Genomic DNA, 12591 nt, shown 5'->3' with positions numbered 1-12591 from the left:
CAGCATGGGTCGACGGGGTCGCGCACGCATTGATCCAGGTCAAAGCCAGTCAATTCAGGCCCTGGCGGCGCGGGTCAATGAGCGACCGACAACCGAGAAACCCCGCATGCGCGCGATTTCGCGCACACCTGTGGCGTGAAAAGGGCCAATCCGGTATTTTGCAGGGACGGATACGCGCTGGCCCCCACCCTGCCGGGTATAGCGCCGGCACCACACAGACAAGCCGAACCGATGGCCTCGATGGACATTCCGGGATACGACATCTACGAACAGCTGGGGCGCGACGGCCCGGCCACCGTGTACCGGGCGCGGCATATCACCCTGGACCGGGAGGTGGCGCTCAAGGTCATCGATACCGAACGCGTCGCCGACCCGTCCCTCGCCGAGCGTTTCGTCCGCGAGGCCCGCGTCTGCGCGGGGCTGTCGCACCCCCATATCCTGCGGGTTTACGACGTCAATGCGCACGGTAGCCTGAACTACATTGCCATGGAGCTGGCGCGCGACGGCAACCTGGCAGCGATCATCCGCGGCGCCATGCCCCAGCGCACCATCCACCTGCTGATGCGGCAAATGACCGCGGCCCTGGATTACGCCGCCGACAAGGGCTATGTGCACGGCGATATCGGGCCCGGCAACATCCTGATGCGCGCTCCGGAGGACTTTGTGCTGGCGGGCTTCGGCATCGCCGAGGCCGCGGGCGCCAGCGAGCGGACAACGCGGGCTGGCCCGCCGGCGGGCACCCCCGGCTACATGAGTCCGGAACAGGCCGGGGGCGCCGTGCCCGACCGACGGTCCGACCTCTACAGCCTGGCCGTGGTGTGCCGCGAGATGCTCACCAAACAGGTGCCCCGAGAAGCGGACTCCGCGGCCGGGCACCTGGCCGGCGAAGCACCCCGTCTGCCGGGGGAGCTCGCGGTCTACCGGTCCTTTTTCGACCGGGGCCTGGCCAGGCGCCCCGAGGATCGCTTCCAGAGCGGCGGGGAGATGTACCGGGCCCTTGCGGAGGTGCGCGATCATTGTCGCGACGACGAGGTACTCAGCGGCATCCGCAACGAGCCGCGGGTCACCGCCCCCCGCCGGCGGCGTCGCGGTGCCGGCGGGACCGCCCTCGCGATCCTGGCGCTACTTCTGGCCGGCGGCGGGTATTACTACTGGCAACACACCGGCCCGGGCGCTGCGGGCGCTCTTCCAGCGGCTGGCGTCCCAGCGGCTGGCGTTCCAGCGGCTAGCGATCCAGCGGCCGGCGATCCGGCGGTCGGCGAACCGGCGGCGGCTGGCGACCACGCGGCGGCTGGCGGCAAATCCGTCTCGGCACCGGCGTCGGGCCCCGATGGCGAAGCGGCACGGAGCGAGCTGGACGAGGCCGTGGAGAGCCTGGCCACCTCGGCCGCGGAAGCCGCGGCGGTGGGGGCGTTCGACCGCGCCGACAGCGCGCTGGCCCAGGCCCTGGCCCTGGCGCCCGATCGCGAGGATTTGGCCCAACGGCGCGCGGCACTGCCGGCGCAGCGGGCGGAGTGGGCACTGGCCCGCCGTATTGAAGCGGGGCAACGCCTGCTGGCGCAAGGGGAGTTCACAGGCGCGGCGGCACAATTTCGCGGCGCGCTTGAGCAGGCCCCGGCGTCGGCCGGGGCGCGAAAAGGGCTTGCGGCCAGTGCCGCCGGGATACTGAAAGCCGCTCGCGCCGACGCGCAGCGGCACCGCTACGACAGCGCGCGGGAAAAACTGGCTGCGGCCCTGGCCTGGCAGCCCGACAACACCGGCGCCGCTGCCTTGCAGGCGGAACTGCCCGCGCTGGAGCGGGCCTGGAGGGACGAGCAAGCGGCCATCGCCCGGCGCGAGGCGGACGCCGACCGCCGCGCCAATTCCACGGTGCGGGCGATCGCCGATGGCGATCTCGGTGCCGCGCGACGCCACTACACCGCCCTCTCCAGTGAATACCCGGACATGGAGGTCACCCGCGACGTGCGCCGGCGCCTGCTGGCCGCCTACACCGCCGGGGTCAAGAAAGCCATCGAGGTGCAGTCCTACGATACCGCGCAGGCGCTGATCGACGAGGGCCTGGTGATCGCCCCGGAACTGGCGGTGTGGGCGCGGCTGCGCGAGGAAGTCGAGGTCCTCGAAGCGAGCGATCACCGCCGCCTGGGCGCGTATTGAACCACCCCCCAAGAACAAGCCACAAGGAAGCGATTCATGAGCATTAGCCGCCCCCACCACCCCCCTTTCGCGCTCGGGCGGGCCCTGTGCCGCTGGCTGTGCGTCGCCGCGCTGCTATTCCCTGGCGGGCTGTGGGCCCAATCCGCTTTCGTGCCGCCGCAGAACCTCCACCCGGAGAACAAGCCCGCCCTGGATGCCGGTTTCGACATGGAGGCCTGGCTGGTCTACACCTACGAGATCGATACCGATGGCAGGGTCGTCAACGCCACCATCCACAGCTCCAACCAGGTGGAGGCGGTGAACCGGCGCATGCTGGAACAGATCGAGGCCATGCGCTTCCGCCCCGCCACCCGCAACGGCCAGCCGGTCAAGGTACCGGTGGGACCGGTGATCTACACCTGGATTCTCGATATCCCCCGCGAAATGCGCCCCCGCTTCGGCGACGTCTACGACCGGGCCTGGGAGCACTTTCGCGCCGGGGACTACGACCAGGCCTTCAAGCTGGCCGCGCAACTCAAGGAAATGCCCGGTCGCAACGGTTTCGAGGAAGTGAAATTCCAGATCCTGGCCGCTTCCATCGCCAGTCGCTGGGACGATCCCGCGGCGGAAATGCAGCACCTGCAGCGCATCGTCGAGTTCGAAAACCTGGCCGGGCGCAACGGGTTTAGGCACCCCTACGTGGACCCCGACCAGTTTGCGCTTATCCTGGAGCGCATCCACAGCCTGCAGCTGGCGAATAACCAGCTCGCGGACGCCCAGGCCACCTTCAACCGCATTATGATGCGCGGCACCTCGGAAGAGGTTACGCAACGGGTGCAGGCCGCGCAGCAGGCGGGCCAGGCCGATTTCCTGGCCACGGCCAGGGCCGACAGCCAGGGCGAACTCACACCGCTCTACCGGGGCGGCACGGGCAGCTGGGAGGCGCGCCTTACCCGGGACCGTTTTCGCCTCGAGGGCGTGCGGGGCGACATCGACTGGCTCTATCTTGCCTGCCTGGGCAACGAGAAGCGCCTGCCCTACCCCACCACCGAGCCCTGGTCCGTGCCCGGCGGCTGGAAGGAGTGCAAGGTGGAAATCAGCGGCCGCGCCGGCACCCGCTTTCAGCTGCGGCAATTGGCGCCTGGCGTGGACTGAGCGCGGCCTGCCTGATTACCGGGGCTGCATGCGCACAGCGCCGTCGCAGCGAATCACCTCGCCATTGATGTACTCGTTTTCCACGATGCTCTGGGCCAGCCGTGCAATCTCGTCCGGCTTGCCCAGCCGCGACGGGAAGGGCACATTGTCCGACAGCGCGGCGACGGTTTCCGCGGGCAGGGAATCGCACATGGGGGTATGGATCAAGCCCGGCGCGATGGTATTGACGCGGATGCCGTAGGCCGCCAGGTCCCGGGCCACCGGCAGCGTCATGCCCACGATGCCCCCCTTGGAGGCGCTGTAGGCGGCCTGCCCCATCTGCCCCTCGAAAGCCGCAACCGACGCGGTATTGATGATGACCCCGCGGGTGCCGTCTTCGGTGACCGGTTCCTGCCGGCTCATCACCTCGGCCACCAGCCGCAGGACATTGAAGGTACCCAGCAGATTGATATTGATGACCTTCTGGAACAGCTCCAGCGGAAAGGCGCCGTTGCGGCCCACGGTTTTCGCGGCATCGGCGACGCCGGCATAGTTGGAGCACAGGTGAATCGCCCCAAAGGCCGTCAGCGTGGTCTCGATCCCGGCGCTGACCGACGCCTCGTCGCAGACATTCACGTTGCAGTATATGACGCTCTCGCCAAGTTCTTCGGCGATGGCCCGGCCCCGCTCCTCGTTCATGTCGAAAATGGCGACCCGGGCACCCTGGGCACAGTAGCGGCGCACGGTGGCCTCGCCGAGTCCCGAGGCGCCACCGGTGATCACGGCTACCTTGTCTTTCAATTCCATGTGTTTCCTCCTCTCGCGGTGTGCTTTTCGCGCTGTCAGATTTCCTGCAGCAGTTCGCGGGCGATGATGACCCGTTGTATTTCACTGGTACCTTCGTAAATCGATGTCACCCGGGCGTCGCGGGCGTAACGCTCCAGCGGGACTTCCCGGGTATAGCCCAGGCCGCCCATCAGCTGGATCGCGGTATAGCACACCTGGTTGGCGGTCTCGGTGGCATGCAGCTTGGCCATGGCGGCCTGCTTGGAGTAGGGCAGCCCCTCCTGCTTCAGGTAGGCGGCATTCATCAACAGCAGGCGAGCCGCTTCCAATTGGGTATAGGCATCGGCCATCATCCACTGCGGGCCCTGCATGCTGGCGATCGCACTGCCAAATTGCGCCCGTTCCGTGGTGTACTGCCGGGCATAATCCATGGCGGCCTGCCCCACCCCGAGCGCCAGCGAGCCGATACCGATGCGACCACCGGCGAGCTCGCCCACGGCAATGCGAAAGCCATCATTGAGCTTGCCCATCAGGGCGGAGGCCGGCACGCGGCAGTCCTCGAAGATCACGGTATTGGTGGCGGAGGCCTGCTGCCCCATTTTTTCCTCGGCCTTGCCGATAATCAGGCCGGGGGTGCCCGCCTCGATCAGGAAACAGGAAATACCCCTGCCTTTTTTCGCTCCGGGATCGGTCACCGCCCAAACCACAAAGACACCGGCGTACTCGGCGCTACTGATCCACATCTTGGTGCCGTTCAGCACCCACTCGTCGCCGTCCTTCACCGCCGTGGTTTTCATGCCTGCTGGATCGGAACCGGCGCCCGCTTCGGACAGGCAGAACGCCCCGGCAGGATAGTCGCCGGCGCACAGTCGGGGCAGGTAGCGCAGCTTCTGCTCCTCGCTGGCAATGGCCTGAATCACCTCGCCCACCATGTTGGTGACCGACATGGTCACCGCCGTGGATGCGCAGGCCCTGGCCACCTCGGTGACCGCCAGGCTAAAGGCCACGACGCCGGCCTCGCTGCCGCGGTACGCCGAGTTGACGTTCAGGCCCATGAAGCCCAGCGCCGCCAATTGCTTGAGGTTATCCAGGAACAGGGCCCTGTCGGCGTCCTTGTCCTGGGCCCGGTCGAGTCGCGCGGCGACGGGCGCCAGGGTATTGCGCGCAAACTTGCGGGCCATGTCCTGGATCATGGCCTGTTCTTCGGTCAGTGAAAGTTTCATCGATTTCTCCCGGGTCTTGTGCGCGGCAACGGGGACGACAACGACATCGCCGCCCCGGAATTCCGAATGGGGCGTGCCCCGTTTCCCGCAAAGTGTCCAGCGGCAATCTTAGGCCTCGAATGCCGGTAGATACATGTCCAGGGCTCTCAACAAAACTCACATTTTTTTCCACTTATTCATGGCATATACTGGGTTTTTCCGAAGTCTTCTCCATTTAATGGTTATTTTTAGCCATGGCAACCGTTTCCAGCCACCACGCCCTCAGCAGTTTGGCGGGCGCCACCCGGCAAGGCCACACCCGCGCGGATTTACTCAAGGTAGTGGGCATCAACCCGCAACTGGCCTCCCGGCCCGATGCGCGGATCAACGACAACCAGATGACCGCCCTGGTGCAGCTGATCTGGGAGCGACTGGGGGATGAGTTCATGGGGTTTACCGAAACCCCCTGCAAGCGGGGCGCCTTTTCCTTCATGCTTCACGCCGTCCGCCGCTGCCACGACCTGCGCGAGGCACTGCGCATGGGGATGCGTTTCTACAATCTGTTCACCGATGACATTCGCACCGAACTGACGGAGGCCGACGACAGGGCGACAATCACCATCCGCTTTCGGCGGCCCGAACTGGACGACCAGCATTTCTACCAGGATTTCTGGATGGTGATCTGGCATCGCCTGGCCAGCTGGCTGTGCGGTATCCCCATCCCCCTCATTGAAACCGCCTTCGCCCAGTCGCGGCCGCCCCATGCCGCCGAGCTGATGACCATGTTCCCGGGCGAACACCGGTTCGAAGCCACGGCAAATCAGCTGGTATTTGCACCGGCCTACCTCGACAGCCCGCTGATTCGCGACAAAGCGGAGGTGGATGAATTCCTAGTTCGCTCGCCCTATAACCTGCTGACGATTCCCGGGCATGATCGAAGTCTGAAGACCCGGGTGGCGGGGCTCGTGACCACATCGCCGGCGGGCAGTCTGGAATTCCCCCCGCTGCGCGAAGTCGCCCGCCGCCTGCATATGTCGCAACAGACCCTGCACCGCCGCTTGCGAGACGAAGACAGCAGTTACCAGAAAATAAAGGACGGTATTCGCAGGGATCTCGCCCTGAACCTGTTGATCCAGGAACAGCGCCCGGTGTACGCGGTCGCCGAGGCCGTGGGCTTTGCCGATGCCCGCTCTTTTACACGAGCCTTCAAACACTGGACCGGAATGACGCCCAGGGAGTACTGCCGCTTTCTCTAAAACCCGGCCGCCACCGAGCCCACCCCAAACCAGTAAAGACAGAAAAAAATAGGGGTCGGATACCTAATTCCTGCGAAATTAGGTATCCGTCCCCTATTTCTAGCCGCCTGTTTCTTTGCTTGATTCCGCGCGGAAACAAAAAAGCCCGGCATTGGGCCGGGCTTTTTTGTGTTCGGGGTACGCCGAGGAGCTTACTCCTCGTCGCCCTCCACGTCCTCAACCTGCGGGCGATCCACCAGCTCGACATAAGCCATGGGGGCCTTGTCGCCGGCGCGGTAGCCGCACTTGAGGATGCGGATGTACCCACCCGGACGCTCCTGGTAACGCGGTCCCAGCTCGCTGAACAGCTTGCCGACGGCGGCTTTGTTGCGCACGCGGTCGAAAGCCAGGCGGCGATTGGCCACGCTGTCGTTCTTGGCCAGGGTAATCAGCGGCTCAGCGTAGCTGCGCAGCTCCTTCGCCTTGGGCAGGGTGGTTTTGATCAACTCGTGCTCCACCAGAGACACGGTCATGTTGCGGAACATGGCCTTGCGGTGGGAGCTGTTCCGATTCAACTGACGTCCACTGTGACGATGACGCATTTTTCCAATCCTATCTGTTCTGTGCTATCGCAGCACTGCTAACTGGTATCAGTACCGGGGCTGGCTCAGACGCTCAGCACCCGATCGTCGTTTTTCAGGCTGGCGGGGGGCCAGTTGTCCAGGCGCATGCCCAGTGACAGGCCGCGCGACGCCAGGACGTCCTTGATCTCGGTCAGTGACTTCTTACCCAGGTTCGGGGTCTTGAGCAGCTCGACCTCCGTGCGCTGGACCAGGTCACCGATGTAGTAGATGTTTTCCGCCTTCAGGCAGTTGGCGGAACGCACCGTCAGCTCCAGGTCGTCCACCGGGCGCAGCAGGATCGGATCGACCTCATCCTCTTCTTCCACGGACTCGGATTCGGACTCGCTCTCCAGGTCGACGAACACGGCCAGCTGCTGCTGCAGAATGGTCGCGGCGCGACGGATCGCCTCTTCCGGATCGATGGTGCCGTTGGTTTCGAGGTCCAGCACCAGCTTGTCCAGGTCGGTGCGCTGCTCAACGCGAGCCGCCTCGACCACGTAGGACACGCGGTGGATCGGCGAAAACGTGGCGTCCAGCTGCAGACGGCCGATGCTGCGGGTTTCCTCTTCCGGGTTCTCGCGGGAGTCCGCCGGAGAGTAACCACGGCCGCGTGCCACGGTCAGCTTCATGTTGATCTCGCTGCTGCCGTTCAGGTGGCAGATCACGTGATCCGGGTTGCGGATCTCGATATCGTGATCCACCTGGATGTCGCCGGCGGTCACGGCGCCCGGACCTTTCTTGGTCAGGGTCAGCTCGGCCTCGTCCTTGCCATTCATCACCAGGGCGACGCCCTTGAGGTTCAGCAGGATCTCGATCACGTCTTCCTGGACGCCCTCGATCGCGCTGTACTCGTGCAGCACACCGTCGATTTCCACCTCGGTGATGGCGCAACCGGGCATGGAGGACAGCAAAATGCGACGCAATGCATTGCCCAGGGTGTGGCCGAAACCGCGCTCCAGGGGCTCCAGGGTCACCTGGGCGCGTGAGTTGGATTTCTCTTCAACATTGATCACGCGCGGGGTCAAGAATTCATTTACTGCAGTCTGCATTCTGGCACCTGTAAAAGTAGTTGGTCCAAAGTCGGATTACTTGGAGTACAGCTCCACGATCAGGTTTTCATTGATCTCGGAGGACAGGTCCTGACGCTCTGGCTTGGACTTGAATACACCTTCCAACTTGTCCGCGTTCACTTCGATCCACTCGGGCTCGCCGCGCTGGGCGGCCAGGGCCAGTGAGGACTGCACACGCAGTTGCTTCTTCGCTTTTTCGCGCAGCGACACCACGTCACCGGGCTGCACCTGGTAGGACGGGATGTTCACGGCGCTGCCGTTAACCAGAATGGCCTTGTGGCTCACCAGCTGGCGCGATTCGGCGCGAGTGGAACCGAAGCCCATACGGTAAACGACATTGTCCAGGCGGGATTCCAGCAGTTGCAGCAGGTTTTCGCCGGTCGCGCCCTTCAGGCGGGCCGCTTCCTTGTAATAGTTGCGGAACTGCTTCTCCAGGACGCCGTAGATACGACGTACCTTCTGCTTTTCGCGCAGCTGGACGCCGTAGTCAGACAGGCGGCCGCGACGGGCGCCGTGCTGGCCGGGAACAGTTTCGGGTTTACATTTGCTTTCCAGTGCACGCACACCGCTTTTCAGGAACAGGTCGGTTCCCTCACGACGGGAGAGCTTACACTTGGGACCAATATATCGAGCCATGTCTAATCTTCCTGTAAGCGTTATACGCGACGTTTCTTGGGCGGGCGACAGCCGTTGTGGGGGATCGGCGTAACATCGGTGATGTTGCTGATCTTGTAGCCACAGGCGTTCAGCGCGCGCACAGCGGATTCGCGACCCGGACCGGGGCCTTTGACCTGTACGTCGAGGTTTTTCAGACCGTATTCCTTGGCGGCTTCGCCGGCGCGCTCGGCCGCGACCTGGGCGGCAAACGGCGTGCTCTTGCGCGAGCCACGGAAACCGGAACCACCCGCGGTGGCCCAGCTCAGGGTGTTGCCCTGGCGGTCGGTAATGGTGATGATGGTGTTGTTGAAGGACGCGTGTACGTGCGCGATCCCGTCCACGACGGTCTTGTTGACCTTTTTACGAGTGCTTTTGGCACCTGGCTTAGCCATGTTGTCATTCCTACTTTAATATCAACACTGCACAAAGGTGCAGCTACACTAAGGTTTTTTGTTCCAATAAATCATCCATGATTTATTGGAACGTCGCCCGGGAAATGCGGGCGCAGATACGCGGATCTGCTGGCATTTCCCGGGCTCGCGCCAACTTTTGGTTGGCGGCGGCACGTCCCTGCGCCGCTTTAGCGATGTTTCACTACCGGCGAATCGGTTTACGCGGGCCCTTGCGAGTGCGCGCATTGGTCTTGGTGCGCTGGCCGCGCAGCGGCAGGCTGCGACGGTGACGCAGGCCGCGGTTGCAGCCGAGGTCCATCAGGCGCTTGATGTTCATGGAGACTTCGCGACGCAGGTCGCCCTCCACGGTCATCTCGCCAATCTTGGTGCGCAGGGCATCCATCTGTTCCTCGGTCAGCTCCGAGATCTTTGCGCTCTCGGTGACGCCGGTCTCGGCGCACAGGCGGCGAGCCTGGGTCTTGCCCACACCGTAGATGTAGGTCAGCGAGATAACAGCATGCTTGTTATCGGGTATGTTGACACCGGCAATACGAGCCATCCGACTTTCTCCAAATACTCAGTTCTTCGCCTTCGACAGCGCAGCGCCAAGCCCCTGATTTGACTCAGATTTCGGGGGCAAGGCGCGAAAGGCGCAGCATTCTAGCGACATGTTCAACAAAAATCAACCGTCAGGCGGCATCTACCCGCCGGGCGGGGTCTCAGCCCTGGCGCTGCTTGTGGCGGGGATCCGTGTTGCAGATCACGCGCACTACACCGTTGCGACGGACAATCTTGCAGTTTCTGCAGATTTTCTTGACCGATGCACGTACTTTCATCTCTCTTTCTCTCCGTTCACCGGGCGGCGACTAGCGCACGCGTCCGGAAGCACCATAAGTTTTCAGGTTGGCCTTTTTCATCACAGAATCGTACTGCTGTGACATCAGGTGGCTCTGCACCTGGGCCATAAAGTCCATCACTACAACCACCACGATCAGCAGCGAGGTACCGCCCAGGTAAAAGGGCACGTTCCACATCACCACCAGGAACTGCGGTAGCAGGCAGACCAGCGCGATATACGCGGCGCCGAACACCGTCAGCCTGGTCAGCACGCCGTCGATATAGTTGGCGGTCTGCTGTCCGGGGCGGATACCGGGGACAAAGGCACCGGACCGCTTCAGGTTGTCGGCCACTTCCTGCGGGTTGAACATCAACGCCGTATAGAAGAAGCAGAAAAATACAATCAGTGCCGTGAACAACAGGATGTTCAGCGGTTGGCCCGGACCGATGGCCACGGCCAGGTCCTGCAGCCAGTCCGCGCCCCCGGAGGAGCCGAACCACTGCGCCAGCGACGCCGGGAACAGCAGGATACTGCTGGCGAAAATGGCCGGAATCACCCCGGACATATTCACCTTCAGGGGCAGGTGCGAGCTCTGCGCCTGGTACATCCTGCGGCCCTGTTGCCGCTTGGCGTAGTTCACCGTGATGCGGCGCTGGCCGCGCTCGATGAACACGATCATGTAGATCACGGCAATCGCCAGGGTCAGGATGAACAACAGCACGAGAATATTCAGCTCGCCCTGCCGCGCCTGTTCCAGCGACTGCCCGATCGCGGAGGGCAGGCCCGCCACGATACCGGCGAAAATCAACAGCGAAATACCGTTGCCGACGCCCTTCTCGGTAATCTGCTCACCAAGCCACATCATGAACACCGCGCCGGTAACCAACGAGGTGATCGCGATGACATAGAACAGCGGGGTCACGCTGTAGGCCATGCCCTGGTTGGCCATGCCCACCGTCATCCCGGTGCCCTGGACCAGCGCCAGCGCCACCGTCAGGTAACGCGTGTACTGGCTGATCTTGCGGCGACCGGACTCGCCTTCTTTCTTCAACTGCTCAAGCTGCGGAGTCACCGCCGACATCAACTGCATAATGATCGATGCAGAGATGTAGGGCATGATCCCCAGCGCGAGGATACTCATGCGCTCCAGGGCCCCCCCGGAGAACATGTTGGCCAGCCCCAGGATGGTGCCCTGGTTCTGGTTAAACAGGGCCGCCAGCTGGTTGGGGTCAATCCCGGGTACCGGGATATGTGTACCGATGCGATAAACGATTATCGCCAGCAAGACAAAGCGAAGGCGAGCAAAAAGCTCGCCCATGCCTGCCTTGCTAACGCCGGGCAGTTGACCTGTCGCCATTTAGTCCTCTACTTTTCCGCCTGCCTGCTCGATGGCTTCACGGGCACCCTTGGTGACCGCAATGCCCTTCACGGTGACGGCTTTCTTCAGTTCACCGGACAGGAACACCCGTGCGCGCAGCACGTCGCCGCGAATGAGATCGGCCGCCTTCAGCGCTTCCAGGTCGACCACGTCGCCGCTAACCGCATTCAGCTCGCCCAGGCGAACCTGCGCGGTGGTACGGGAAATACGCGAGGTAAAACCGTACTTCGGCAGACGCTTTTGCAGCGGCATCTGGCCGCCCTCGAAACCCGGCTTAACGGTGCCACCGGAGCGGGATTTCTGACCCTTGTGACCGCGCCCGGCGGTCTTGCCCAGGCCAGAGCCGATGCCGCGACCGACGCGCTTGGCATCTTTACGGGCGCCCGGCGCGGGTGCCAGGGTGTTCAGTCGCATTACTTCTGACATGATTTAGTCCTCAACCCGTACCAGGTAGTTCACTTTGTTGATCATGCCACGCACGGAGGGAGTGTCCTCAACCTCCACGGTGTGGCCGATACGGCGCAGGCCAAGACCGGCGACACAGGCCTTGTGGTTCTTCAGGCGACCGTGAACGCTCTTGATCTGCGTTACCTTGATAGTTGCTTTAGCCATGACAAGCCAACCCAATACTCAGTTCAAAATTTCTTCGACAGTCTTGCCGCGCTTGGCAGCCACGTCGTCCGGTGCCGCCATGTCGCGCAGGCCGTTAAAGGTGGCGCGAACCACGTTCACCGGGTTGGTGGAGCCGTAGCACTTGGCCAGTACGTCGTGTACGCCAGCGATTTCCAGTACCGCTCGCATCGCGCCACCGGCGATGACACCAGTACCTTCCGATGCCGGCTGCATATACACCTTGGAGGCGCCGTGGGCGGCCTTCACGGGGTACTGGATAGTGCCGTTGTTCAGCTCAACCTGGATCATGTTGCGACGGGCGGCTTCCATGGCCTTCTGGATGGCAACCGGCACTTCGCGGGCCTTGCCGCGACCGAAACCCACACGGCCATTGCCGTCACCGACCACGGTCAGGGCGGTAAAACCGAAGATACGGCCGCCTTTGACCACTTTAGCCACACGGTTGACCTGAACCAGCTTTTCCTGGAGGTCGCCGTCCTGCTGCTGCTTTTTCTGATCGTTAAACGCCAT

At 63.3% G+C, this 12591-nt stretch carries 15 protein-coding genes; 3 read left to right on the top strand and 12 right to left on the bottom strand.

All coding sequences use genetic code 11. The features are described from left to right. Window positions 1-240: 240 nt before the first annotated feature. Window positions 241-2154 (top strand): protein kinase domain-containing protein, encoded by a 1914-nt coding sequence (locus JYP50_RS00220; protein WP_206558442.1) that lies wholly within the window; start codon window positions 241-243, stop codon window positions 2152-2154. A 36-nt stretch (window positions 2155-2190) separates the two neighbouring features. Continuing rightward, the gene (locus JYP50_RS00215) at window positions 2191-3288 is read left to right on the top strand and encodes an energy transducer TonB (RefSeq protein WP_206558441.1); all 1098 of its coding nucleotides are present in this window, start codon (window positions 2191-2193) and stop codon (window positions 3286-3288) included. Between the two features lie 15 nt (window positions 3289-3303). Here the strand turns inward: JYP50_RS00215 and JYP50_RS00210 are convergent, their stop codons facing one another. Both JYP50_RS00210 and JYP50_RS00205 read right to left on the bottom strand, forming a co-directional pair. After that, window positions 3304-4074 (bottom strand): 3-hydroxyacyl-CoA dehydrogenase, encoded by a 771-nt coding sequence (locus JYP50_RS00210; protein ID WP_206558440.1) that lies wholly within the window; start codon window positions 4072-4074, stop codon window positions 3304-3306. A 35-nt stretch (window positions 4075-4109) separates the two neighbouring features. After that, window positions 4110-5276, bottom strand: a complete 1167-nt coding sequence (locus JYP50_RS00205) for an acyl-CoA dehydrogenase family protein (protein ID WP_206558439.1) — start codon at window positions 5274-5276, stop codon at window positions 4110-4112. A gap of 233 nt (window positions 5277-5509) precedes the next feature. Here JYP50_RS00205 and JYP50_RS00200 point away from each other — a divergent pair, with 233 nt between their 5' ends. Continuing rightward, window positions 5510-6511: an AraC family transcriptional regulator gene (locus tag JYP50_RS00200; RefSeq protein ID WP_206558438.1), complete on the top strand. Its 1002-nt coding sequence runs from the start codon at window positions 5510-5512 to the stop codon at window positions 6509-6511. Window positions 6512-6702: 191 nt separating this feature from the next. Here JYP50_RS00200 and rplQ read toward each other — a convergent pair whose 3' ends face one another. From rplQ to rpsE, 10 genes are all read right to left on the bottom strand, one after another. Then, a complete protein-coding gene (gene rplQ / locus JYP50_RS00195; protein ID WP_206558437.1) occupies window positions 6703-7092 on the bottom strand; it encodes a 50S ribosomal protein L17 in 390 nt (129 codons plus the stop codon). Between the two features lie 65 nt (window positions 7093-7157). Further along, on the bottom strand, window positions 7158-8162 hold the full coding sequence (locus tag JYP50_RS00190; protein ID WP_206558436.1) for a DNA-directed RNA polymerase subunit alpha: 1005 nt from the start codon (window positions 8160-8162) through the stop codon (window positions 7158-7160). A gap of 36 nt (window positions 8163-8198) precedes the next feature. Next, window positions 8199-8819 (bottom strand): 30S ribosomal protein S4, encoded by a 621-nt coding sequence (gene rpsD, locus JYP50_RS00185; protein ID WP_206558435.1) that lies wholly within the window; start codon window positions 8817-8819, stop codon window positions 8199-8201. 20 nt (window positions 8820-8839) lie between these two features. Continuing rightward, window positions 8840-9232, bottom strand: a complete 393-nt coding sequence (rpsK, locus tag JYP50_RS00180; RefSeq protein WP_206558434.1) for a 30S ribosomal protein S11 — start codon at window positions 9230-9232, stop codon at window positions 8840-8842. A gap of 202 nt (window positions 9233-9434) precedes the next feature. Next, window positions 9435-9791: a 30S ribosomal protein S13 gene (rpsM, locus tag JYP50_RS00175; RefSeq protein WP_206558433.1), complete on the bottom strand. Its 357-nt coding sequence runs from the start codon at window positions 9789-9791 to the stop codon at window positions 9435-9437. A gap of 160 nt (window positions 9792-9951) precedes the next feature. Beyond that, window positions 9952-10068, bottom strand: a complete 117-nt coding sequence (gene rpmJ, locus JYP50_RS00170) for a 50S ribosomal protein L36 (RefSeq protein WP_116366734.1) — start codon at window positions 10066-10068, stop codon at window positions 9952-9954. A gap of 30 nt (window positions 10069-10098) precedes the next feature. Continuing rightward, window positions 10099-11427: a preprotein translocase subunit SecY gene (gene secY, locus JYP50_RS00165; protein WP_206558432.1), complete on the bottom strand. Its 1329-nt coding sequence runs from the start codon at window positions 11425-11427 to the stop codon at window positions 10099-10101. Continuing rightward, window positions 11428-11862 (bottom strand): 50S ribosomal protein L15, encoded by a 435-nt coding sequence (gene rplO, locus JYP50_RS00160; protein WP_206558860.1) that lies wholly within the window; start codon window positions 11860-11862, stop codon window positions 11428-11430. It lies immediately after the preceding gene. 15 nt (window positions 11863-11877) lie between these two features. Further along, on the bottom strand, window positions 11878-12060 hold the full coding sequence (gene rpmD, locus JYP50_RS00155; protein WP_206558431.1) for a 50S ribosomal protein L30: 183 nt from the start codon (window positions 12058-12060) through the stop codon (window positions 11878-11880). An 18-nt stretch (window positions 12061-12078) separates the two neighbouring features. Next, window positions 12079-12591, bottom strand: a complete 513-nt coding sequence (gene rpsE, locus JYP50_RS00150) for a 30S ribosomal protein S5 (RefSeq protein WP_206558430.1) — start codon at window positions 12589-12591, stop codon at window positions 12079-12081.

This window comes from Parahaliea mediterranea (assembly GCF_017255185.1).
GTDB lineage: Bacteria > Pseudomonadota > Gammaproteobacteria > Pseudomonadales > Halieaceae > JAFKCZ01.
The sequence above is the reverse complement of the archived record's forward strand: the minus strand, read 5'-3'. Positions and strand labels throughout refer to the sequence as shown.